Genomic DNA, 22,848 nt, shown 5'->3' with positions numbered 1-22,848 from the left:
ACGCTGTCATAATTTGCCAATACCACTGTATGTTATTTGGACAGCAAAAAAAAGCATCTAATAAAAAAGAGTTAACTAAATTATCACAAATCAACTTTATATAAAATGGGTACGATATTACATGACATTACCATTTGTACCTATCTTTTCAATATACAAACGTTTAATTATGTCATTTGTGATTTAGATTAATTATCCAACTGTTGTCTGAATCTTCCGTGAGCAATCGTGATGTTCATCGATTTTATGCACTGAAATTGTGTCGTTGTTATTTTTCAGGGGAGGGAATAAAACCGCACACAGGGTGTGCGGTTTATGCTTAATAAATTAAGCTTCTGCGATAACGATAACTTTGATAGTTGCCGTTACGTCAGAGTGTACTTGAATAGCTACGTCGAATTCACCAGTCTCACGGATAGTACCTAGAGGTAGGCGAACTTCAGCTTTAGCTACTTCAACACCAACAGCAGAAATCGCTTCAGCGATGTCACGAGTACCGATAGAGCCAAATAGCTTACCTTCGTCACCCGCTTTAGAAACTAGTGTTACTTCAGCTAGTGCTTCAAGTTTTTCAGCACGAGCTTGAGAAGCTGTTAGTTCTTCTGCGATTTTTGCTTCTAGCTCAGCGCGGCGAGCTTCGAAAGTTTCGATGTTAGCTTTGTTTGCAGGAACTGCTTTACCCTTAGGGAATAAGAAGTTACGTGCGAAGCCAGATTTAACAGAAACCTGGTCACCTAGGTTACCTAGGTTAGCGATCTTGTCTAGTAGAATAACTTGCATGTCTCTACACCTTTTAAAAACTATTAATCAGCTGCTTACTTGTGTAAGTCAGTGTACGGAAGAAGGGCTAGGTAGCGAGCACGCTTGATAGCTGCTGCTAGCTGACGCTGGTACTTAGCGCTTGTACCTGTGATACGGCTAGGTACGATTTTGCCACTTTCAGTTACATAGTTTTTAAGAGTAGCTAGATCTTTGTAATCGATTTGTTGTACGCCTTCTGCTTTGAAACGGCAGAACTTACGACGTCTGAAATAACGTGCCATGAGTAATTTCCTCAATTAATTCTTTCAATATGTTGTGCATGTAGTACAAGTTGACTCAAACCATTTCGGCTTTCGTGGCGATTTAAAAATCCCCTAACTTGCAACCCTTGCCCAACGTATAAATGCTCTAGTTGACTTCGGAATTTATCACCACTGGCTACAACTTGAATACGAACATAACTGTTACGGTTAAGGTCGGCTTCAACTTGCATCGATTTATGCTCTAAAACAAAAATACAATGTGCTATGCCAGCAGGACTTTGACTATATTTCGGTGTTTTGCAAACAATCCCAGATAAAACAAACTGGTTTGTATATGGGTCTGCTTGATTTTGCACCATTACCTCTAGAGGTGAGTCAAATCCGAATCAATAACGATTAAGCAGATGCTGCTTCTTTTTTCTCTTCTTTAGCAAGAGGAGAAGCTTCTGTTACAGCGTTTTTAGTACGCATAACTAGGTTACGTAGCACTGCATCGTTGTAGCGGAAAGAAGTTTCAAGTTCGTTGATTACTTCAGTAGGCGCTTCAACGTTCAAAAGAACATAGTGTGCTTTGTGAAGCTTTTCGATTGGGTAAGCCAGTTGACGACGACCCCAGTCTTCTAAACGGTGGATAGTACCGCCAGCTTCAGTGATAGAACCAGTATAACGCTCGATCATACCTGGAACTTGCTCACTTTGGTCTGGGTGAACCATGAATACGATTTCGTAATGACGCATGGATATTCCTTACGGTTAGTATAGCCTCGTCCCGTTTCGGCCGGCCGGGTTAAGGCAAGGAACGACTAATATGGCCGAAAGAGCGCGTATTTTACGCATAGTGCTAAAAATAAGCAATCTTTTTATGCAAGAATTCGGAATTAATAGAGAAAAAAGTTATAAGAATTTGAAAAAAAGAAAGAATATTAAGAAAGGAGTTGGAGCGGCACACGAGGTTCGAACTCGTGACCTCGACCTTGGCAAGGTCGCGCTCTACCAGCTGAGCTAGTGCCGCTTCATAGTTTGCTCTAAATTGTCCGCTGGAGCGCGACAGGTCGCGTCTAACGTTTTAGCAGCTGAGCTAGTGCCGCTTCATAGTTTGCCCTAAGTTGTCCGCTGGAGCGCGACAGGTCGCGTCTAACGTTTTAGCAGCTGAGCTAGTGCCGCTTCATAGGACTATTCATTATTTTAGCAGTCGAATAAAACTGAAAGTTTGGAGCGGCACACGAGGTTCGAACTCGTGACCTCGACCTTGGCAAGGTCGCGCTCTACCAGCTGAGCTAGTGCCGCTTCATAGGACTATTCATTATTTTAACAGTCGAATAAAACTGAAAGTTTGGAGCGGCACACGAGGTTCGAACTCGTGACCTCGACCTTGGCAAGGTCGCGCTCTACCAGCTGAGCTAGTGCCGCTTCATAGTTTGCTCTAAGTTGTCCGCTGGAGCGCGACAGGTCGCGTCTAACGTTTCAGCAGCTGAGCTAATGCCGCATCACAGTTTGCTTATTATTTAATAAGACTTTTTTTTGGAGCGGCACACGAGGTTCGAACTCGTGACCTCGACCTTGGCAAGGTCGCGCTCTACCAGCTGAGCTAGTGCCGCTTCATAGTTTGCTCTAAGTTGTCCGCTGGAGCGCGACAAGTCGCGTCTAACGTTTCAGCAGCTGAGCTAGTGCCGCATCATATTTGCTTATCATTTAATAAGACTTTTTTTGTTGGAGCGGCACACGAGGTTCGAACTCGTGACCTCGACCTTGGCAAGGTCGCGCTCTACCAGCTGAGCTAGTGCCGCATCACAGTTTGCTCTAAATTGTCCGCTGGAGCGCGACGAGTCGCGTCTAACGTTTTAGCAGCTGAGCTAGTGCCGCTTCATAGTTTGCTCAGATATTTTGAACAAAACCCGCTTAATCAACTCGCTCTTAGCCTTAAGAGCTTGTCGTTTCAAGCGGGGCAGGATTCTACAAGATACAAAATGCTTTGCAAGCTTTTTTTTATAAATTGAAGAATTTTTCTTGATAAACCTTCAACTCCATAATGGAGTCTTTGATATCGTCTAGCGCTAAATGCGAGCTTTTCTTTTTGATATCATTTAAAAGTTCTGGTCGCCAACGCCTTGCAAGCTCTTTAATCGTGCTCACGTCAAGGTTGCGATAATGGAAGTATGCTTCAAGTTCTGGCATATACTTGTGAAGGAAACGACGGTCCTGCCCGATGGAGTTACCACACATAGGTGATTTGCCCGGCGGTACCCACTGCTTCAAGAAGTCGAGAGTTTGTGCTATCGCGTCTGCTTCGCTAAAAGTACTCGCTTTACAGCGGGCTGTTAACCCTGAGCGGCCATGTTGATTGGTACACCACTCATCCATATTATCAAGCAACTCATCACTTTGATGAATCGCGATCACTGGACCTTCAGCAAGCACATTTAAATCGCAATCTGTTATCACAGTTGCAATTTCGAGAATTTTATCTGTTTTAGGTTCTAGCCCTGTCATCTCTAGGTCGAGCCAGACCAAGTTTGATTCATGAAAAGACATACATTACCTTAACGGTACTTTCCTTTAGATCCAATGCAATTAGATATATCATATTAGCTTCATCACTCGACCAAAAGCTTTTTTTTACAAAGCGGGGCATTTTTATTGAGTTATAGCCTATGAATGGCTTATACACCAATCATTCGCAATAATTCGTCTCGTGAGTTTATAGATATGGCAAAACGTAAAAAACTCAGTCAAGGCCAATCCAGACGGATAAAGGCCAACCAACAAAAACGTTTGGCTAAGGCCAAACACAGTGAAACTGCTGAATTACAGTGGCAATCAGACAACCTCGGACCAACCGAGCCAGCTATTGTTGTAAGCCGCTTTGGCCAACATGCGGATGTTGAAGTCGAAGGAGGCGATGTCCTGCGTTGCAACATTCGTCGCACCGTCGGTAGCCTTGTATGCGGTGACAATGTTATTTTCCGCCGGGCAAAAGTAAGCGAGGGAGATTTAGCTGGCGTTATTGAAGCTGTTGAAGAAAGACGGTCTCAACTCACCCGTCCAGACTTCTACGATGGCGTGAAGGTGGTCGCAGCCAATATTGACCAAATATTAATGGTGTCAGCGGTTGTACCCGAATTTACACCTCAAATTATTGATAGGTACCTAGTTGCATGTGAAGACATGGGTATTGAGCCCATATTGCTGCTCAATAAAATTGATCTACTTGATCAAGAAGGCCTCGAGTATGTCGATGAGGTGCTTGATATCTATCGTGATTTGGGCTATCGCGTGCTACTTGTTAGTAACAAATCAGGTGAAGGTATTGATGAGCTGAAAGATTTATTAAAAGACAAAAATAATATTTTTGTCGGACAATCAGGCGTCGGTAAATCCACCTTGGTCAATACCGTTTTACCCGACGCCGATATACTCACGCAGGAAGTCTCCGAAAATAGCGGCCTTGGGCAGCATACTACGACTGTTTCAAAACTCCACCATCTGCCTACTGGCGGCAATCTCATTGACAGTCCAGGGATCAGAGAGTTTGGCTTATGGCACTTAGAAGTAGAGCGCGTCACTTGGTGCTTTAAGGAATTTAGAGAATTTATCGGCGGATGTCGCTTTAGAGATTGCAAGCACTTAAATGATCCAGGCTGCTTAATCACCGAAGCCGTTGAGCAAGGCGCAATCAGTGAACTGCGTTTTGACAGCTACCACCGTATCTTAGAATCAATGGCTGATGGCCGTGCAGGTGCACGTGCACCCAGAGTTTGATATTATCCATCATCGGATTTAGATAAGTTAAATTAAATAATGCCAATGGCAGCGGATACGCTCTTGGCAAGATACTTCAGGAAAATAATGTGAACTTGGATAAAATAAAAATTGCAATGCAATATGCGCTGCCTAAACACGCGGTGTCACGTTTAGTGGGGAAACTTGCCGCAGCCCAAGCCGGCGCGCTTACAACTCAATTGATCAAGCTGTTTATCAAACAGTATAAGATTGATATGAGTGAGGCATTGTACGAAGATCCTGCGCATTATAAGACCTTCAATGAGTTTTTTACTCGTCCGCTTAAACCTGGTATTCGCCCGTTAGCGACTGAAGAGCATATCATCGCGCACCCTGTGGATGGGGCGATTAGCCAGTTAGGAGATGTAGTTGATGGTCAAATTATCCAAGCAAAGGGCCATGATTATAGCCTGCAAACACTGCTAGGGGGTAATGAACAAGACGTCGCCCCATTCCTTGGTGGTAAATTCGCGACTATCTATTTGGCGCCTAAAGACTACCACCGCATTCATATGCCAGTAGATGGTGTACTTAAAAAAATGATTTACGTGCCCGGAGACCTTTTCTCCGTAAATCCATTAACAGCACAAAATGTTCCAAACCTTTTTGCTAGAAACGAACGAGTCGTAGCTATTTTTGATACTGAGATTGGCCCTCTGTCTATGGTTCTTGTTGGTGCGACCATCGTAGCGAGCATCGAAACAATCTGGGCTGGTACAGTAACTCCACCAGCTGGCAAAGATGTATTTAGTTGGGATTACCCTACGGATGGGCCGCAAGCAATTAAATTGAAAAAAGGTGATGAAATGGGCCGTTTTAAGCTCGGTTCGACCGTCATTCTATCCTGGGGTCCAGAAACCGCTGAATTCCTCGCGGATCAACAGCCTGAAACGGTGACAAGAATGGGCACGCCATTTGCGACCATCAATCAATAACAAACGTAAAAGGCCCACTCTGGGCCTTTTCATGTATCTTAGCCAGCACTTTGCGTAAATTGATTTAATTACACACTTTACATGCAGGGTCTTTCGCTAAAGCAAACCGCCTTTGCATAAGCGTTAATGCATCAATGCTCACAAAAAAGCTCTCCCCTTTTTGCAAACCTAATATCGCGTTACACACAGCTTGTGCTTGCATTGAACCAACCATACCCAACAACGGGCTCATCACCCCTGCATTTTGACAGTTGAGACCTTCACGACTCTGCTCTGTTTCAGGAAATAAACATGCGTAACATGCACTCTGTTCACGGTAATCAAAAAAGCCAAACTGACCACTGGTGGCTTGCGCTGCCCCCGAGATCAACACCTTGCCATTATCAAAGCAATATTGATTGAGTAAATAACGTGTGGCGAAATTGTCACTACAATCCACGACCCAATCAACCTCTTTTAATTGCGCTTCAATGTTATCTTTGGAGAGGCGTAGATTATATGGATTGAGTTGAATATCATTGTTCAAACTTGCCAACACTTTTTTAGCAGCAAGACTTTTGCCTTGACCCAAATGATTAACTTTATACAAGATTTGACGCTGCAGATTAGACAACTCGACTTTATCATCATCATAAAATGACAAAGTGCCGATGCCACTGGCCGCCAGATAAAATAAAACAGGGCTACCTAGCCCGCCGCAACCAATAACTGCTACATGAGCTGATTTGAGCTGTATTTGGCCTGCTTCAGTGACTTTATCTAACAAGATATGCCGACTGTACCTCAGCCGCTCTCTATCGGTTAATTCCTCACTCATGGCTCGCCTATAGCCTGCTTAAGATTGACAATAGCTTGCTCAGGTGACTGCGCTTCAGTAATTGCACGTACAACTGCAACACTGCCGACTCCTGTGTCTGCCACTTCACTGGCTCGCCCTAAATCGATCCCGCCAATAGCAACCGTCGGGTACTCCGACTTCATTAATGGTACGAAATGACGCAGCTTCTCTAGCCCTTGAATTTGTCCCGTCATATCTTTGGTTGTGGTTGGGTAGATAGCACCAAAGGCCAAATAACTTGGGCGGTAATTGTGCGCGCGTAGCATTTCATAAAAACCATGTGTCGATAAGCCTAAACGTAACCCAGCTTGTTTAATGGCATTTAAATCCGCAACATTTAAGTCCTCTTGTCCCAAGTGCACACCATAAGCACCGTGCTTTATCGCAAGTTGCCAATGATCATTGATAAACACACGACCACCATAGGTGTTACCAAGCTCTATTGCTTTAGCAATATCCTGTTCAAGGGTTGGAGAGTCAGCATCCTTGATGCGAAGCTGGACTGTTTTAACGTCATGCTTTAAACAAAGCTCAACCCAGTCAAGGGTATCAACAACAGCATATAAACCTAAATCACCCTCAATAGGCGCGAACCCAGCCGCATAGTTGTAATCATCTGGCACACAAAGCTCAAGTTCATCACCCAACCAACTCCCCGCTTCAATAACTTGTGGATAGTCGGCGATGTTATGAGGAAACGCAGTATGTGCCACCGGTCCAATACCTTCGCCGTAGCGTATCGCAGATTTTAAGCCCGCATTGATATACGCCTTACCTAAGATAAAAGCATCTTTTAACGGGTACCCTTTTGCTAAACTTGCTGCGATCACGGATGACAAACTACACCCAGTACCATGTGTGTGCGGCGTGTTTATTGACTCATTCCCCAACCAATACTCTTCTTCTTGATGCCAGCAGTAATCAATGCAATATCCCTTTGGATAATCCCAATGTCCACCTTTAATCACCACAGATTGAACGCCAAATGCACGCAATTTTTCAGCCGCTTCTCGTACCGCATCAGGTCCGATCAAATACACACCTGTCAATAATTGGGTTTCATGTGTGTTTGGCGTTATCACATCGATCAAGGGAAGCAAGTGGGTTTTCAGCGCATCAACGGTATCTTCTTCGGTCAGTGCATCGCCACTTGTCGCGATGGCCACAGGATCATATACCACAGTGGGTGGCGTGTCCCAACGTTGCTTGTAGCGTGATATATGCTCAGCAACGAGCTGAATTTGCTGTACATTAGCAAGCATGCCAATCTTTATGACTGACGCTTTCATATCGGATTCAAGCGCCAATAATTGCGCTTCGATCACGTCTGTAGATACCGCGTTGAGAGATTCTACACCCAAACTATTTTGCGCAGTCAGTGCAGTTATCGCCGTGCAACCTTGTACTCCAAAACTGTGCATTGCTTTTAAATCAGCTTGAATTCCTGCTCCACCTCCCGAGTCAGAACCAGCGATACTCCAAACAACTTTCGACACTTTAACTCCTAAATTCTTTAATTTTGATGCCAAAAAGGCATTCCCATAGTTGGGGTTGAAGGCGCTGCGACTTCTTTTTCAGGCATCGCTTTTGCTACATAGCCCATGCGACCGGCTTCAACAGCGTGGGAAAATGCTTTTGCCATTTTAACCGGATCACCTGCCCCCGCAACAGCACTGTTTAGTAGCACCGCATCATAACCCAGCTCCAACGCAGTACAGGCGTGTGACGGCACGCCTAAGCCTGCATCAACAATCAGGGTGTGCTCAGGTAAACGCTCTCGTATGGTTTTCAGGTTATATGCGTTAATTAAGCCTTTCCCCGTACCAATCGGCGCTCCCCAAGGCATCAGTACTTCACAGCCAAGATCCGCTAACCTCTGACACAACACCAAATCATCAGTGCAATAAGGAAGTACTTTAAATCCCTCTTTTAGGAGTATTTCAGTGGCTTCCAGCAAGCCGAATGGATCAGGCTGTAAATTGTATTCATCGCCGATCAATTCCAACTTGATCCAATCGGTTTTGAATACTTCTCGACACATTTGTGCCAGTGTTATCACTTCTTTTACACTGTGACAACCTGCTGTGTTGGGCAATACTTTTAGGCCTGTTTCTTTGATCAGCTGCCAAAAGTCTTCACCAGCAGATACTGAATTTTGCCTGCGCAATGAGACTGTCACTATCTCGGCACCTGAGCTGTGTATCGCCTGTTGCATAATTTGAGGTGACGGATACAAAGCAGATCCAATGAGCAGACGACTATCAAAGTATTCGCCGTATATATTCAATTGTTCGTGATCTGAACTACTCACTTAACCCCCCTGAATAGGTGAGAGGACTTCAATACTGTCACCACTGTTGGGCTTAGTGTCAGGAAGTTGTCCGGCTGGTACAAATTGGCCGTTTAACGCAACAGCAAAAGGCGGTTTCGCCCCTTTACTGACAATAATTTGCTGTAAAGACTGTTCGCTATCTACGCAAATAGCCTCTCCGTTATAAGTTAGATTCATAATAGCCCCTTTGAAAGTGCTTGCTGTACAACAACTGGCGCAAGTAAATAACCATGTCGATATAATCCGTTAATTGAAATTACATTATCTTGAATATCAATATGTGGATGATTATCTACAAAAGCAGGCCTCAAACCTGCGTTAAGCGACAACACACGCCCCTCGGCAAAACCGCTGTGCACGGTATATGCGGCCGACAATAACTCTAATGTAGAACGCACTGTAATATCAGCGGCATCTTGCGACTCTATTTCGGTTGCACCTATCACAAATTGATGATCCGGCTTGGGTGCGATATAGATAGGGTATCTTGGGTGCATCAATCGAACAGGACGCTGTAACTTAACTTCAGGCGCATAAATTCGTGCGACTTCACCGCGTACACCCCGCAGTCCAGGTTTATCCTGCTTTGCGCCGAAACCTCTGCAATCTATGATCCAGTCAAATGCTTGGTTGTTTACCTTACCCGTTTCAATTTTCGCCTCTTGAGCAAAGTGAAACTGTACGCCACGAGCAACAAGCGTATCATAACTGCTGGTAAAAAAAGCTTGGTTATCAAGTTGACCTTCACATGGCAAGAACAGCCCCTGACTAAATTTGCTGCCAAGTTCGGGCTCCAGTTTAGCAATTTCTAACTGATTAACGGTCTCAGCTCGATGCTGCTTTAGTGGCTTCAAACGCTGTTGAAAGCTCAGCAGATCGCCCCTATCTTGCTGATGGGCAACAATCAAACTGCCTTGTTGCTGAAAAAATACTTGAGAGTCTAATTTGGCCAGCAATTTTGGCCACATGGCGATGCTCTTTAAGCCTTGCTCTGCCAAGGCTTGATCGCAAATCACCGATTCTGCCAAAGGCGCCAGCATCGCTGCCGCTAAAGTACCCGCGCCAGTTTGAGCGTCTTGCGGATCTTTTTCAAAAATAGTTAGCTGATATCGCGCCATTAACTCCAACGCGACCACTCTACCAAGCAAGCCAAACCCAACGATAGCAACGGACGGTTTTGCTCCGTACTCTGTCATGAGAATTCCAGTTGTTGTGCGCTGCAATACGAGATTGCAGCGCGATAAGGTTAAATGGCTTTGTGATAGATTTCAGAGCCAGTGCTCTTGAACTCTTCAGACTTTGCTTTCATTTCGGCTTCAACATCAACCATTTTTATTTCAATTGCATCGCCAACATTGTTTGGATCAATGCCCCGCGCTTCAAGCTCTTTTGCATAATCACGCACATCTTGGGTGATCTTCATTGAACAGAACTTAGGTCCACACATTGAACAGAAATGTGCAACCTTGCCTGATTCTTGCGGCAATGTCTCATCGTGATACGACAAAGCTCTTTCCGGATCAAGGCTCAGATTGAACTGATCGTGCCAACGGAATTCAAAACGCGCTTTTGATAATGCATTATCACGGATCTGTGCACCGCGGTGACCTTTTGCAAGATCGGCTGCGTGGGCTGCAATTTTATAGGTGATCAGGCCTTCTTTTACGTCTTCTTTGTTTGGTAAACCCAAATGCTCTTTAGGCGTTACATAGCATAACATTGCAGTGCCATACCAAGCGATTTGCGCTGCACCAATACCAGATGTAAAGTGGTCATAACCTGGGGCAATATCAGTCGTCAGCGGGCCTAGTGTATAGAAAGGCGCTTCGTGACAGTGCTTTAATTGCTCGTCCATGTTTTCTTTGATCATATGCATAGGAACGTGGCCTGGACCTTCAATGAATACCTGAACATCATGCTCCCAAGCAATTTTGGTCAGTTCACCCAAGGTGCGCAGCTCTGATAATTGTGCATCATCATTTGCATCGGCAATCGATCCTGGACGCAAACCATCTCCTAGCGAGAAACACACGTCATACTGCTTCATAATTTCACAGATGTCTTCAAAGTGCGTGTATAAGAAATTTTCTTTGTGATGTGCAAGACACCACTTCGCCATAATTGAACCACCACGCGATACAATACCTGTAACACGTTTCGCTGTCATAGGCACATAACGTAATAACACACCCGCGTGAATCGTAAAGTAATCCACTCCCTGCTCGGCTTGTTCAATTAAGGTATCACGGAAAATTTCCCACGTAAGATCTTCTGCAACACCATTTACTTTTTCAAGCGCTTGGTAGATAGGCACAGTACCAATTGGTACAGGTGAATTACGCACTACCCACTCACGCGTTTCATGGATGTAGCGTCCTGTCGATAGATCCATGACGGTGTCTGCGCCCCAGCGAGTTGACCAAACTAGTTTTTCAACTTCCTCTTCAATTGATGAAGTCACTGATGAATTACCAATGTTAGCGTTCACTTTTACTAAAAAGTTACGGCCCACTATCATTGGCTCAGACTCAGGGTGGTTAATATTATTTGGAATAATTGCACGACCTCGAGCAACTTCAGAACGCACAAATTCAGGTGTTATAAAGTCTGGGATCTCTGCACCAAATGATTGCCCCTCATGCTGCTCCGCTAGCAACTCTTCGCGGATCTTTGCGCGCCCCATGTTTTCACGGATTGCCACAAACTCCATTTCAGGTGTAATAATCCCCTGACGTGCATAGTGCATTTGTGTCACATTTTTACCAGGCTTTGCACGGCGAATTTTAGGTAGGTTTTCAAAGCGGATATGATCTAACCCTTCATCAGCCATGCGTTGTTGAGAGAACTTTGAGGTTACCGAGTTCAATAACTCAGTGTCGTCACGATTAACGATCCAGTCTTCTCTATACTTAGGTAAACCTTCACGCACATTTAAGGTGAACTCAGGATCTGTGTAAGGACCAGACGTATCATATACCCTAACTGGTTCATTTTTTTCGTAAATAGGTTCCTCTTCAGTGCCCCCAACAAAAGAGTCGTTTAATGAAATTTCTCTCATGCCGACGCGAACGCCTTCCTGCTCTCCATCTACATAGATTTTTTTTGAGTTTGGAAACGGTTGACCTTTGAGGTTATAAATAAATTCCGAAGCCGCTTCGCGAGACTCGCGACGTGACAACTTGCTACTGTTATTTGACATGACATGCCTCATTGTTAGTTAAGGTGTCTTGTCAGAATTCCAAAACGGAAGAGATTGGGTTCACACAAGCAATTAAGATACATTAAGTACCTTACAACTTGGGTGATACAGGTGGATAGTTTGATTAGCACGACACTAACAAACTTGGCAGCCTTAGTATCCATACAAAGCATGGCGATACACTAGGACAGCTTGTTCCCTACGCAGGCATTAACCTGATCAGGTCCACGGATCCCGCAATACAGCGATCTCAGCCCACAAGGGCACTCCGACAAGTAACGAATTGAGTCAAAGTCTACTGAATGTCACAGCATTAGTCAAAGTGACCTTTTACCAATTTAAAGTGCCATTTTGAGTCGCCCAGCAAAACTAGTTCATTTTGACTATGTTGAAGCGGCACGCCAATTTGCAACATGTTTAAAAACGCTTGTTCGTGTTCATTTGTGTCCGGATCACACAGTTTTCTTGTCATGCCTATATCTGTGACAAACAGTTGCCCTTCTTTGACCTCCCCTTGGCCAAAAAAACGGTTGCAGCCAGCAAAGCCATTTACCCGAAACGCATCTAAAAACTCGATGCGGATAGGTTCATGTTTGGCGCCTGTATCTTTCGCTACAAACTGCCAACTAGAATATTTGAGTGTGTCAGCGTTTACCGTCCCTGTACTTGAGCATCCCATCAACATCACACTCAAAAAGCATAATAAAAAGGAAATTTTCATGGTAAACCAATCGTTTGATAATCAGTGTTAATTATAACGCTTGGAGTCACATAATAGGCAGTAAAAATATGTAATAAATTGCCTATCTAGCCAAATTTTAAGAAAATAATAGGTCAATTTCCGGAGGTAGGAACGGACGACCTCGCTCATTCACCGATGTACCCGTTATAACCGCATCTAGCATCAGCTTTTCATCGCTGCTTCTTACTACTTTTTGATGAAATGCAAATTTTAATTTACTGACCTTTTCGACCTCTACTTCAACATAAAATGTATCACCCGGTCGCAGTGAATCTTTGTAATTCATTTCTGAGCGGATCACGACCAGGTTGACTTTTTGTTCAGCCAAAGCGGCAAAGTCTATGTTTTTGTATGCCAAGAACTCATGGCGCGCATGTTCCAAATAATTAAAATACACACTGTTATTCACGATCCCCTGCAAATCGCACTCATAATCTCTCACTTTAAAGTCAACTTTAAACGTCATATTTCGTCCTCTATATTGATTGCAAAAGTTTATATCACAAATATTCAGTCATCTGGTCGGGCTTTTGCTAAACTAGTGCGCAACTAACACGGGACACATATAAACGAATGAAATTAAAACTCTCTTTACTCACCCTTGGACTGATGGTGGCATTTTCAAGCTCTGCCGACGAGCAAACCTTAACAACAGCAAACAACATTGAAACCATCGAAGTTAATGGCGATTTTCAACAAGAATCACTACAAACATTGAGTGCTAGTGCATCAGTCTTTGGCGAAGCGGAAATTTCCACTCGTGGCGCCAGCTATTTGGATGAAATCCTCAATAGTGCCGCTAACGTTAATTTTACTGCAGGCGCTTCTCGCGGACGCTTCGTGCAGATCCGTGGTGTGGGCCTTCGTTCACAGTTTGTTGACCCCATTACGCCTAGTGTGGGCGTTTTAATAGACAACATTAACTATTCTGGATTAGGCGGTAGTGCCTTGCTGTTTGATGCCGACCAAGTCGCAATTTATCGCGGCCCTCAAGGGACTAAATTTGGTGCCGATGCCATGGGTGGGATCATCGATATTCACTCAAATAGCCCAACCCAAGCACCGAGCCTCAATCTAAAATTAGGTGCTGCAAACTATGGAACTCACGAAGCTGGCATTGCAGTCGGTACAGGCATATCAGAGAATATTACTGCACGCGCTAGCATTTACCAAAAACAGTCTGATGGTTTTGTCGATAACATCTACCTCAACGACGATACGCAAGATCTAGATGAAAGTGTCGCACGCTTTAAACTGAATTATGCAGCCAGCGATGATTTAAATCTTGGATTTGTATATCACCACATTGATATTGACAACGGCTATGATGGCTTTACCTTGGACAATACTCGCCAAAGCGTCGCAAGCCAACCAGGTAAAGACACTCAACAAAGTGACGCGTTCTCACTGACTGCCGATTACACTGGCCTATCGTCCGTCGATATTGAAATTCTCACCAGTGGCCTTCAAGCTGATACCGAATATAGCTATGACGAAGACTGGGTTTGTGCTGATACTGCGCAGCCAATCTTGTGTGAAGCAGGCTTGCATCCTGATCACCTTGAGTACTATGGTCAATACTTTGATGCCTATGTCCGCGATCATGAAAGGGGCTCTGCTGAGATCAGAGTTAAAAGTAAAGATAAATCATGGGTTATTGGCGTTGTCAGCCGCAGACATGATGTCGATTTAGATCGCCAAAGAACCAAATTTGGCAATCTGCCAACGCAATTCAAGTCGACCTTTGAAACCCAAAACCACGCACTATTTGCGCACAAAGTAACAGCTCTACAAGAGGATGTCAGGCTAGTCACTGGGATTCGAGTAGAGTCTTATACTAGCGATTACTTAGATAGCAATGCATTTGATCTTGAATCGGATGACACCATGGTCGGTGGTAAAGTGGCACTTGAATACCAAGTTGTTCCGCAAACAATGATCTATACCAGTTTAAATCGCGGTTATAAAGTGGGTGGCGTTAACGGTGAAGCACTCGCGAAAGCCAAAGACGATGGTATCTCTATCCCTCAATCAGGCTTTACTTTCGACCCCGAGTACCTCTGGAACCTCGAGTTTGGTGTTAAAGGCCAATCAAAAGACAAACGTCATACATTACACCTCACCGCATTTTATATGCACAGAGAAGATATGCAGCTTAAACAGTGGCAATTAGAAGGTGTGCAATTTGCCGGCTTTATTAGCAATGCGGGCAAGGGTAAAAATTACGGCCTTGAAATCGAAGGTACGAGTCAATTGTTTGATGCTCTCTCTTTACAATACAGCCTAGGCTACTTAGACACTAAGATTGAAGACTTTATTACTGTTAGTGGTGATGACTTTGATGGTCGAGAACAAGCACAATCACCAAAATATCAGTATGCATTCTCATTTGTTTATGATTTGAATGACAGCATCAGTGCTCAATTAGGCTTTGAAGGCAAAGATGACTATTTCTTCTCTGATAGCCATAATTCACAGGCGCCCAACCAAAACCTGATCAACGCCAGTGTGTCTTATTACAGCGACAGCTGGAGCCTAACGGCATGGGGCAGAAACTTAGCAGATAGAGATCTACCTGTACGTGGTTTCGAATTTGGTAATGACCCGAGAAACGGCTGGGCAACCAACACATATGTGCAATATGCTGAACCGAGAGTATACGGTTTAACATTTAACTATACGTTATAATAAAAACGGCGCTCAAAGCGCCGTTTTTTTATTTCCAGTCCGTTACTCGGCATCTGGTAAGTTTCTACCGTAGAATACTTCTTGAATTTCTCGGTTTAACTTATGGCGAATTTCTTCTTCCTCTTGCTCCGATAACTCATCCGTCGTAATACCAAATAAGTAGGTATTGAGATCTGTTTCTTTGAGCATCATTTTAGTGTGGAATAAATTCTCTTGATACACATTAACATCCACCATTTGGTAAGCGTCTTTTGTATCATCTGTCATAAAGTTTTGGATAGAGTGAATTGGGTGATCAATGTAGTGCTTCACACCATTCACATCTCTCGTAAAGCCACGCACACGATAATCAATCGTCACAACATCGGACTCCAATGAGTGGATCAAAAAGTTCAGTGCTTTCAAAGGCGAAATGATACCACATGTCGATACCTCAATATCGGCACGGAATGTACAAATACCATCGTGAGGATGCGCTTCAGGATATGTGTGAACACATATGTGGCTTTTGTCTAAGTGTGCAACCACTGAATCTGGCAAAGGTCCAGGTGTTTCTTGTGAGTGAGGTACAGTGCCTTCTACAGGTTCTTCTGATACTAAGATTGTTACACTAGCCCCTTGCGGGTCATAATCCTGGCGAGCAATATTAAGTACATTGGCACCGATAATATCAACCACTTCTTTAAGAATATCGGTTAGGCGATCAGCACTGTACTGCTCATCGATATATTCAATATACTCTTTTCGCTGTTGCTCAGTTTTGGCGTAACAGATATCGTAGATACTAAAGCTTAAACTCTTTGTTAAGTTGTTAAAGCCATGGAGTTTAATTTTATTAAAGGGCTTGTTCACGATAGACCCACCTTAAAACAAGAAAATCTGCACTGCAGAACTAAAAGTTCGCGGATTTTATACGAAAAATAGCAGCTTAAAAAGCGTTATTTTTATCCGCCTTGTACAACCTCGTGGGTATGTGTAATTTCAACTGCTTTTTCAAGCATTAAGGCAACTGAACAGTACTTTTCAGCAGATAAATTGACTGCGCGAGCTAGGTGCTTTTCCGACACATTATCACCAGTAACTACAAAGTGTAGATTGATTTTTGTGAATACTCTAGGCGCTGATTCAGCGCGCTGTGCTGTCAGTTCTACTTCGACGCTCTGTACGCTTTGTTTTGCTTTTTTTAGAATACTCACCACATCCACAGAAGCGCAGCTGCCAGCTGACATCAAAACCATCTCCATGGGACTGGGTGCCGCACTATCCGCACCAGCATCAAATACCACATTATGCCCTGAGTTCGACAGCCCTAAAAACGTATCTCCGCCAACCCACTTCACACTTGCTTTCATATAGCACCTCCCTAAACGAATAACACCGCCCAGCAGGCGGTGTTTAAAAATACAATAAATTAGATTAAGACTACTGGATGGCTGAATCAAATAAGTTCTTCACCAGCCCAGCAAACTCTTCGATAAACTCTTGCTGTTCTTCTGTAACACGTTGATCTACTACGCTCGACAGCACTTCCTGTAAGTCGTATACAATGCCATCAACTTCGCGCACAATCAAGCTACGCTGCTCCGTTGACAGGCCAGTGTGCTGTTCGCATAAACGAATTACGTGTTCCGCAATTACGTCTTCTATTAATTCGACGACCTTAGGTGCATTTGGCTTTACCACACCCGGCTTTTCAAACAAGGCTAAATTTTGTGTCAGATACATGACTAACTCATCATATCCTTGTTTATCTAAAACCATATATTGCCCACCTGAGTTTACCAATGACATCTCCTATTGATTTAAGCAGAAACTTGATCTGATTGCTACTTTTGAGCGGCCCAGAAAAATAAAAAAAGCAGCAAATGCTGCTTTTTTAAGAATAAAGCGTGAGGCTAACCTCACACATCACAACGTTGCACAAAACAACATTGTGAATTACCTAATGAAGGTAATTTTAATCTAACGATAGGCCCGGACTCAAGCTTCCTGGTAATGTAACTTTTTCAAGTTCTACAGAGGCAACCGGATATGCACAATAATCAGCTGCATAGTAAGCACTTGCCCTATGGTTACCTGATGCCCCAATACCACCAAATGGTGCTGCACTTGAAGCACCAGTGATTGGGCGGTTCCAGTTCACAATACCTGCACGAATACGACGTAAGAAGTGATCATAATCAGCTTCATTGTCACTCAATAGACCCGCAGATAAACCAAAACTCGTGTCATTCGCAAGCTCAATAGCTGCATCGAAGTCTGTATAACGGAATACTTTAAGAAGAGGACCAAAGTGCTCATCATCAGGGAAATCAGTTACATTTGTGCACTCGATAATACCCGGAGTTACAAAGCCAGTGCCTTGAGTTTGCTTAAGCTCCAATAAGATCTCACCACCTAGCTCAACAAGCTGTTGCTGTGCAGCAACCATGCCCGCAGCAGCTGCTGCTGAGATCATTGACCCCATAAACGGCTGTTCAGCGTCGTCAAAGTTACCAATCTTGATTGCTTTAGTCGCGCGCAGCAACTGCTCTAGAATCGCATCGCCCTGCTCGCCTTGTGGCAAGAATAATTTGCGCGCACAAGTACAGCGCTGACCGCTTGAAATAAACGCCGATTGAATAATATCGTGTACAACCGCTTTGGTATCAGTTACATCTTTCACGATAAGTGGGTTATTGCCACCCATTTCAAGTGCTAAGATTTTACCTGGCTGGCCTGCAAACTGCTCATGAAGGAAATGACCAGTGCGAGATGAACCAGTAAAGAATAACCCGTCAATGCCTTTATGTGACGCAAGCGCTTTACCTGTCTCTACTTCACCCTGAACTAGGTTAATAACACCCGCAGGTAAGCCTGCTTTTTCCCATAGTTTTAGCGTTAGCTCTGCTACATATGGTGTCATCTCAGAAGGTTTGAATACGACTGTGTTACCAGCCAATAGTGCAGGTACAATATGACCATTAGGTAAGTGACCAGGGAAGTTGTAAGGGCCAAATACAGCCACAACACCATGTGCCTTGTGGCGGATCACAGCGCGACCTACTGGCATCGCATTTTCCACAACACCAGTACGCTCTTGATAAGCCTTTTCTGAAATGGCAATTTTACCTACCATTGCGCCAGCTTCAGTACGCGTTTCCCAAAGAGGCTTACCCGTTTCTTTTGCGATCGCAATAGCAAGCTCTTCACTGTTTTCTTTCAAAACGTCGGCAAAACGTTTAACTACATCTAAACGCGCTTCAAAAGTTAGGTCACTCCAAAGGTAATATGCTTCGCGTGCCGCTTTTACTGCGCCATCAACCTGCTCCGCTGTCGCTGCGTTTGCTGACCAAATTTGTTCGTTGTTTGCTGGGTTGATAGACGCAAATTCTGCGCCTTCACCCGCTGACCATTTACCATTGATAAATTGTGCTGCATGAGTTGTCATAATTCTATCCCAATTAAAGAGTTGCGATGCTAACAGTGTCGCCTTCAGCTACCTGAAGCGCATTTGCCAATTCTGCCGAGATGGTGATTTCGTCACCGCCCTGAGGCACTTCAAGCTCAACTGCCGTAGCACGATAGCCTGCAAGTTTATCATTAGCAATAAGTACTGGGGAACCATTTGTGTGCTCTGTTCCTTCTTTGGAAATGCACACTTTGAAAAATTGCGTTGCACGAATAGTACGAATATTGTCAACTTTCGCTTCAACTGTAGGGCCTGCATCGAAAATATCGACATAGCCATTGAAAGTAAAACCTTCACCTTTCAAAAGCTCAATCGCAGGACGTGTATTATCGTGTACTTCACCAACAACAGCTTGAGCTTCTTCACTCAGCAGGTTGACATAGATAGGATACTTTGGCATCAACTCTGCGATAAATACTTTCTGACCAATGCCCGTCAGGTAATCTGCGGTTGGAAAATCCATCGAAAAGAAGTGCTCTTCTAACCACTTCCAAAATGGGCTACTGCCATTCTCATCCGATACACCACGCATTTCAGCAATGACTGTTTCCGCAAATCGTGATTTATGCTGATTAATAAACATAAAACGTGACTTGGACAAAAGCTTACCATTTAAGCCTTTGCGGTACTTATCTTTCAAAAATAGAGTACATAGCTCTGTCGCACCGGTGTAGTCATTACACAGCGTTAGAATATCCACTGCTTTATAAACATTTAAAGTGCGAGAAGAATGGATAACTTTACTCAAATGATAGTGGTAAAACGCGTCGTCCAGCCCCACTGCAGCTTCAATTGCACTGGTGCCTACAACCTCTCCCGTTTCTGAATCTTCAAGCACGAACAGATACCCTTCATCAAATGGCACATCTGTTTCTTTACTGAAAGACGTCATTGAACGTTCAATCTTGTTTTGTAACAACTCTTCATTTAGAGGTAATGAAGTAAAACCATGCCCCGACTCTTGGGCAATGTTCAAAAGCGCTGGATAATCGCTTTTTTGGATTGGGCGAAGGATCATCATGAGCCCGCTTACTCCTCAGTAAACCTTTAGACAGGTGGCGCTCAACAGAACGCCACGTTGGTTATCGCTATGGTTTGCGCGACAACTTATGCGTTGTTTTCTACAACGCGAGCAACCGCTCTTTCGAAGCGAGCCATACCCTCACGGATATCTGCTTCTGGCACCACTAGAGATGGTGTAAAACGAACCACGTTTGCACCGGCAACCAGTGACATAACGCCTTCTTTAACACCCTCAGTTAAGAACTCTTTAGCCTTACCTGCATACTTCTCTGTTACCACACCACCAATCAATAGACCTTTACCACGGATCTCAGAGAACACTTGGTACTTATCATTGATCGCTGTCAACAGCTCACGGAATAACGCTTCTTTTTCTTTCACGCCATTCAACACTTCAGGTGTATTAACTGTATCAAATGCAGCTTCAGCCACAGCACACGCCAGCGGGTTACCGCCATAAGTTGAGCCGTGAGTACCAATCTTAAGGTGCTGCGCAATCTCTGTAGTTGTGATCATACCACCAATTGGGAAACCACCACCCAGTGCTTTTGCAGTTGTTAGGATATCTGGTGTAACACCAAGACCTTGGTATGCATAAAGCTCTCCTGTACGGCCTACACCTGTCTGTACTTCGTCAAAAATCAGTAACGCATTGTGTTTGTCACAAAGTTCGCGTACACCTTTCACAAATTCAGCTTCAGGAGAAACGATACCACCTTCACCTTGTAGCGGTTCCATCATCACAGCACATGTGTTGTCAGAGATTAGCGCTTCAAACGCAGCTAGGTCGTTGTAGTCACAGTGTACGATATCGCCAGGTTTTGGACCAAAACCATCTGAATATGCCGCTTGACCACCCACAGTTACAGTGAAGAAAGTACGACCGTGGAAACCTTTATTAAAGGCAATGATTTGAGACTTTTCAGCGTTGAATTTATCAAGCGCCCAACGACGAGCTAGTTTCAGAGCTGCTTCGTTCGCTTCAGCACCTGAGTTCGCAAAGTAAACTTTGTCAGCAAATGTCGCATCAGTTAGCTTCTTTGCCAGTCTTAGTGCAGGTTCATTGGTCATGACATTAGATAAGTGCCAGATTTTTTCGCCTTGCTCTTTAAGTGCAGAGACAAGTGCAGGGTGACAGTGACCCAAACAGTTTACAGCGATACCACCTGCAAAATCGATGTATTCACGACCTTCTTGGTCCCATACGCGAGAACCTTCACCTTTCACAGGGATAACAGCAGAAGGTGAATAGTTAGGTACCATTACTTGATCGAATAATTCACGATTAATAGTCATTTTAATTCCTCATTTTAGCGAGTTCAGCACTGAAATTTGAGTGGCCGGCATTACACGAAATCACCTTAAGCAATACTGTAAAAGATCCGAATTTACCCAAATTGGCGCAAATTTCATACGCACATTATTCCAAAAAAATACCGGTATGTCTCATATAAAACATTCCTGTAAGCCTTGATATTCAAGGCTTTAGTATATTTTTTCATGAACAGTGAATAACTATTAGCGACATGATTGGATACGCCCCCATCATACAAGGATTTTAGTCGATCCTTTGCGATGGGGCGAATGAATGAATAAGCGTGAAAAAATTTCCAGTTTTTTTACAAAATTGTCAGCTGAAGGCTCTGTAGAGACGTTTTTTCCAACAATTTTTCTTCTTGATCGGTTAAATTGAGATAGATGAACCAATCTTTTGCTTCATCTGGTTCAATTAAATGACTGTCTTTTAAAAGTTGGTATTGCGCATACCCATACGCTTTTTTCAATACCTGCGTTAAAGGTAACAATTCAGCTGTATTATTATTCACGTCAGGCAAATAACTTTGCGCGAACTCTGACATGGCAGCATTAAAAGGTAAGTACTTAAACGACATTTGCTCGATCAATCGCTGAGATACAACCGCCGCATGCTCTAACAGTAAGTTTCTCAAAAACAGGGGATCTGGTCCTAGCTCCAATAGCGCTGTGTGCAAATCTTTTTGATTTTTATCTCTGGCAATCTTTACCTTTGCCTGCCAAACACGTTCAAACGTCCGAAGGTATAGACGGGTCAATGCAATTTTGCCCAGATCAAGTAACATCCCCAAAGTAAAGGCGTGCTGCTCTTTGACATCATAGAGTGGGGCAAGAGCTTTGGCTGCTATCGCGCTGGCCATGCTCACGTCTCTTAGCTTTCTTTTTAATAATGGGAAGGGCTCAGTTGAATGTGGCATCCAGTGACGCACGGCAAACGTTGGGATCACCATTTGCAAGTTTTCCAGACCCAAATAGCGCAAGGCCAATGCGGGTGTATCGACTTTAACCGACGTGCCTTTACTGTTTACTTTGCGATATTGCGGCAAATTGACCAGCGATACTAAGTCTCTTCCCAACCATGACAAATCATTGACCAGAGGTTCCAAACGACCAACTGATGCAGATTTAACCGCAAGAATATCCAATACGGTTGGAACCGCATCTTGCACGCCAACAACATCGGTATAGATAGAATCTAAGTCGCTTAATTGAGTCTCTATTCCACTTTCAATAACTTGGTGTAAATGATTACTCGCTTTTGCAATGTACTTGTGATGACTGGTGCTTTTTTCTTGACGTTTTGCCGCAGCCGCGAGCTCTACTTCAAGCATTGTTCGCTGTGGAATAGACTCACCAAAGTTCATGTCAAATGTGTGAATATAACCTATCTGCTGTTGAGCAAAGTTATGGCTAATTAGAACGTCATGTGCACGCTGAGCAATTGCTTTAGCAATGTGTGACTGCCTAATGTCTTGTGTCATCAATTATAGTCTTTTTCGGTATATTAAAAGAAAGCTCTTT

23 protein-coding genes, 5 tRNA genes and 1 riboswitch are annotated in these 22,848 nt (G+C 43.8%); of the genes, 3 read left to right on the top strand and 25 right to left on the bottom strand.

Annotated elements, in window-relative coordinates:
* Positions 1–327 precede the first annotated feature (327 nt).
* The 10 genes from rplI to orn form a co-directional block, all read right to left on the bottom strand.
* Entirely contained in the window at positions 328–780 is a 453-nt protein-coding gene (gene rplI / locus N483_RS02620; protein WP_023400733.1) for a 50S ribosomal protein L9, read from the bottom strand.
* 35 nt (positions 781–815) lie between these two features.
* The gene (rpsR, locus tag N483_RS02615) at positions 816–1,043 is read right to left on the bottom strand and encodes a 30S ribosomal protein S18 (RefSeq protein WP_005493466.1); all 228 of its coding nucleotides are present in this window, start codon (positions 1,041–1,043) and stop codon (positions 816–818) included.
* Between the two features lie 11 nt (positions 1,044–1,054).
* Positions 1,055–1,384: a primosomal replication protein N gene (priB, locus tag N483_RS02610; RefSeq protein WP_036976831.1), complete on the bottom strand. Its 330-nt coding sequence runs from the start codon at positions 1,382–1,384 to the stop codon at positions 1,055–1,057.
* A gap of 37 nt (positions 1,385–1,421) precedes the next feature.
* Positions 1,422–1,763 (bottom strand): 30S ribosomal protein S6, encoded by a 342-nt coding sequence (gene rpsF, locus N483_RS02605; RefSeq protein ID WP_023400735.1) that lies wholly within the window; start codon positions 1,761–1,763, stop codon positions 1,422–1,424.
* Positions 1,764–1,961: 198 nt separating this feature from the next.
* Positions 1,962–2,037 (bottom strand) — tRNA-Gly (locus N483_RS02600).
* Positions 2,038–2,236: 199 nt separating this feature from the next.
* Positions 2,237–2,312, bottom strand: a tRNA-Gly gene (locus N483_RS02595).
* A gap of 47 nt (positions 2,313–2,359) precedes the next feature.
* A tRNA-Gly gene (locus N483_RS02590) sits at positions 2,360–2,435 on the bottom strand.
* A 112-nt stretch (positions 2,436–2,547) separates the two neighbouring features.
* Positions 2,548–2,623 (bottom strand) — tRNA-Gly (locus N483_RS02585).
* Between the two features lie 113 nt (positions 2,624–2,736).
* A tRNA-Gly gene (locus N483_RS02580) sits at positions 2,737–2,812 on the bottom strand.
* A gap of 199 nt (positions 2,813–3,011) precedes the next feature.
* Positions 3,012–3,557 (bottom strand): oligoribonuclease, encoded by a 546-nt coding sequence (gene orn / locus N483_RS02575; protein WP_023397748.1) that lies wholly within the window; start codon positions 3,555–3,557, stop codon positions 3,012–3,014.
* Between the two features lie 174 nt (positions 3,558–3,731).
* On the opposite strand from orn, the gene rsgA reads away from it, so the two are divergent.
* Together rsgA and asd are read left to right on the top strand one after the other, a co-directional pair.
* Positions 3,732–4,784 carry a small ribosomal subunit biogenesis GTPase RsgA gene (gene rsgA, locus N483_RS02570; protein ID WP_036975115.1) on the top strand — a complete coding sequence of 351 codons (1,053 nt, stop codon included), beginning with the start codon at positions 3,732–3,734 and terminating at the stop codon, positions 4,782–4,784.
* An 89-nt stretch (positions 4,785–4,873) separates the two neighbouring features.
* Entirely contained in the window at positions 4,874–5,740 is an 867-nt protein-coding gene (gene asd, locus N483_RS02565; RefSeq protein ID WP_023397746.1) for an archaetidylserine decarboxylase, read from the top strand.
* A 64-nt stretch (positions 5,741–5,804) separates the two neighbouring features.
* Here asd and N483_RS02560 read toward each other — a convergent pair whose 3' ends face one another.
* From N483_RS02560 to N483_RS02525, 8 genes are all read right to left on the bottom strand, one after another.
* Entirely contained in the window at positions 5,805–6,557 is a 753-nt protein-coding gene (locus N483_RS02560) for a HesA/MoeB/ThiF family protein (RefSeq protein WP_023397745.1), read from the bottom strand.
* A complete protein-coding gene (thiD, locus tag N483_RS02555; RefSeq protein WP_023397744.1) occupies positions 6,554–8,074 on the bottom strand; it encodes a bifunctional hydroxymethylpyrimidine kinase/phosphomethylpyrimidine kinase in 1,521 nt (506 codons plus the stop codon). The genes N483_RS02560 and thiD overlap by 4 nt, the downstream gene beginning before the upstream one ends.
* A 17-nt stretch (positions 8,075–8,091) precedes the next feature.
* A complete protein-coding gene (locus tag N483_RS02550; RefSeq protein WP_023397743.1) occupies positions 8,092–8,889 on the bottom strand; it encodes a thiazole synthase in 798 nt (265 codons plus the stop codon).
* Positions 8,890–9,087, bottom strand: coding sequence for a sulfur carrier protein ThiS (thiS, locus tag N483_RS02545; RefSeq protein WP_023397742.1), 198 nt, complete (start codon positions 9,085–9,087; stop codon positions 8,890–8,892).
* On the bottom strand, positions 9,084–10,106 hold the full coding sequence (locus N483_RS02540) for an FAD-dependent oxidoreductase (RefSeq protein WP_023397741.1): 1,023 nt from the start codon (positions 10,104–10,106) through the stop codon (positions 9,084–9,086). The genes thiS and N483_RS02540 overlap by 4 nt, the downstream gene beginning before the upstream one ends.
* A gap of 50 nt (positions 10,107–10,156) precedes the next feature.
* On the bottom strand, positions 10,157–12,109 hold the full coding sequence (gene thiC / locus N483_RS02535) for a phosphomethylpyrimidine synthase ThiC (RefSeq protein ID WP_023397740.1): 1,953 nt from the start codon (positions 12,107–12,109) through the stop codon (positions 10,157–10,159).
* Positions 12,110–12,288: 179 nt separating this feature from the next.
* A riboswitch (TPP riboswitch) is annotated at positions 12,289–12,390 on the bottom strand.
* Between the two features lie 32 nt (positions 12,391–12,422).
* Positions 12,423–12,830, bottom strand: a complete 408-nt coding sequence (locus N483_RS02530; RefSeq protein WP_052027333.1) for an META domain-containing protein — start codon at positions 12,828–12,830, stop codon at positions 12,423–12,425.
* Positions 12,831–12,927: 97 nt separating this feature from the next.
* Positions 12,928–13,317, bottom strand: coding sequence for an acyl-CoA thioesterase (locus tag N483_RS02525; RefSeq protein ID WP_023397738.1), 390 nt, complete (start codon positions 13,315–13,317; stop codon positions 12,928–12,930).
* A gap of 107 nt (positions 13,318–13,424) precedes the next feature.
* On the opposite strand from N483_RS02525, the gene N483_RS02520 reads away from it, so the two are divergent.
* A complete protein-coding gene (locus N483_RS02520; RefSeq protein ID WP_023397737.1) occupies positions 13,425–15,539 on the top strand; it encodes a TonB-dependent receptor in 2,115 nt (704 codons plus the stop codon).
* A gap of 42 nt (positions 15,540–15,581) precedes the next feature.
* Here N483_RS02520 and speD read toward each other — a convergent pair whose 3' ends face one another.
* From speD to N483_RS02485, 7 genes are all read right to left on the bottom strand, one after another.
* Positions 15,582–16,391 carry an adenosylmethionine decarboxylase gene (gene speD / locus N483_RS02515; RefSeq protein ID WP_023397736.1) on the bottom strand — a complete coding sequence of 270 codons (810 nt, stop codon included), beginning with the start codon at positions 16,389–16,391 and terminating at the stop codon, positions 15,582–15,584.
* A 92-nt stretch (positions 16,392–16,483) separates the two neighbouring features.
* Positions 16,484–16,891 carry an OsmC family protein gene (locus N483_RS02510; protein WP_023397735.1) on the bottom strand — a complete coding sequence of 136 codons (408 nt, stop codon included), beginning with the start codon at positions 16,889–16,891 and terminating at the stop codon, positions 16,484–16,486.
* A 70-nt stretch (positions 16,892–16,961) separates the two neighbouring features.
* Positions 16,962–17,300 carry a DUF3802 family protein gene (locus tag N483_RS02505; RefSeq protein ID WP_172642397.1) on the bottom strand — a complete coding sequence of 113 codons (339 nt, stop codon included), beginning with the start codon at positions 17,298–17,300 and terminating at the stop codon, positions 16,962–16,964.
* Positions 17,301–17,496: 196 nt separating this feature from the next.
* Positions 17,497–18,969 (bottom strand): succinylglutamate-semialdehyde dehydrogenase, encoded by a 1,473-nt coding sequence (astD, locus tag N483_RS02500; RefSeq protein ID WP_023397733.1) that lies wholly within the window; start codon positions 18,967–18,969, stop codon positions 17,497–17,499.
* A 13-nt stretch (positions 18,970–18,982) separates the two neighbouring features.
* Entirely contained in the window at positions 18,983–20,011 is a 1,029-nt protein-coding gene (astA, locus tag N483_RS02495; protein ID WP_023397732.1) for an arginine N-succinyltransferase, read from the bottom strand.
* 86 nt (positions 20,012–20,097) lie between these two features.
* On the bottom strand, positions 20,098–21,309 hold the full coding sequence (locus N483_RS02490; RefSeq protein WP_023397731.1) for an aspartate aminotransferase family protein: 1,212 nt from the start codon (positions 21,307–21,309) through the stop codon (positions 20,098–20,100).
* Between the two features lie 323 nt (positions 21,310–21,632).
* The gene (locus N483_RS02485; RefSeq protein WP_023397730.1) at positions 21,633–22,808 is read right to left on the bottom strand and encodes an HDOD domain-containing protein; all 1,176 of its coding nucleotides are present in this window, start codon (positions 22,806–22,808) and stop codon (positions 21,633–21,635) included.
* Between the last annotated feature and the right edge of the window lie 40 nt (positions 22,809–22,848).

Source organism: Pseudoalteromonas luteoviolacea NCIMB 1944 (assembly GCF_001625565.1).
Classification (GTDB): Bacteria; Pseudomonadota; Gammaproteobacteria; order Enterobacterales; family Alteromonadaceae; genus Pseudoalteromonas; species Pseudoalteromonas luteoviolacea_F.
The sequence above is the reverse complement of the archived record's forward strand: the minus strand, read 5'-3'. Positions and strand labels throughout refer to the sequence as shown.

Excerpts from the sequence above, each read along its gene's own strand:
- astA (WP_023397732.1), bottom strand. The coding sequence starts at position 20,011 with ATGATGATCCTTCGCCCAATCCAAAAAAGCGATTATCCAGCGCTTTTG.
- rsgA (WP_036975115.1), top strand. The coding sequence starts at position 3,732 with ATGGCAAAACGTAAAAAACTCAGTCAAGGCCAATCCAGACGGATAAAG.
- N483_RS02520 (WP_023397737.1), top strand. The coding sequence starts at position 13,425 with ATGAAATTAAAACTCTCTTTACTCACCCTTGGACTGATGGTGGCATTT.
- N483_RS02525 (WP_023397738.1), bottom strand. The coding sequence starts at position 13,317 with ATGACGTTTAAAGTTGACTTTAAAGTGAGAGATTATGAGTGCGATTTG.
- rpsR (WP_005493466.1), bottom strand. The coding sequence starts at position 1,043 with ATGGCACGTTATTTCAGACGTCGTAAGTTCTGCCGTTTCAAAGCAGAA.
- thiC (WP_023397740.1), bottom strand. The coding sequence starts at position 12,109 with ATGTCAAATAACAGTAGCAAGTTGTCACGTCGCGAGTCTCGCGAAGCG.
- N483_RS02510 (WP_023397735.1), bottom strand. The coding sequence starts at position 16,891 with ATGAAAGCAAGTGTGAAGTGGGTTGGCGGAGATACGTTTTTAGGGCTG.
- N483_RS02540 (WP_023397741.1), bottom strand. The coding sequence starts at position 10,106 with ATGACAGAGTACGGAGCAAAACCGTCCGTTGCTATCGTTGGGTTTGGC.
- N483_RS02485 (WP_023397730.1), bottom strand. The coding sequence starts at position 22,808 with ATGACACAAGACATTAGGCAGTCACACATTGCTAAAGCAATTGCTCAG.
- priB (WP_036976831.1), bottom strand. The coding sequence starts at position 1,384 with ATGGTGCAAAATCAAGCAGACCCATATACAAACCAGTTTGTTTTATCT.
- rpsF (WP_023400735.1), bottom strand. The coding sequence starts at position 1,763 with ATGCGTCATTACGAAATCGTATTCATGGTTCACCCAGACCAAAGTGAG.
- N483_RS02490 (WP_023397731.1), bottom strand. The coding sequence starts at position 21,309 with ATGACTATTAATCGTGAATTATTCGATCAAGTAATGGTACCTAACTAT.
- N483_RS02505 (WP_172642397.1), bottom strand. The coding sequence starts at position 17,300 with ATGGTTTTAGATAAACAAGGATATGATGAGTTAGTCATGTATCTGACA.
- rplI (WP_023400733.1), bottom strand. The coding sequence starts at position 780 with ATGCAAGTTATTCTACTAGACAAGATCGCTAACCTAGGTAACCTAGGT.
- N483_RS02530 (WP_052027333.1), bottom strand. The coding sequence starts at position 12,830 with ATGAAAATTTCCTTTTTATTATGCTTTTTGAGTGTGATGTTGATGGGA.
- orn (WP_023397748.1), bottom strand. The coding sequence starts at position 3,557 with ATGTCTTTTCATGAATCAAACTTGGTCTGGCTCGACCTAGAGATGACA.
- thiS (WP_023397742.1), bottom strand. The coding sequence starts at position 9,087 with ATGAATCTAACTTATAACGGAGAGGCTATTTGCGTAGATAGCGAACAG.
- astD (WP_023397733.1), bottom strand. The coding sequence starts at position 18,969 with ATGACAACTCATGCAGCACAATTTATCAATGGTAAATGGTCAGCGGGT.
- N483_RS02560 (WP_023397745.1), bottom strand. The coding sequence starts at position 6,557 with ATGAGTGAGGAATTAACCGATAGAGAGCGGCTGAGGTACAGTCGGCAT.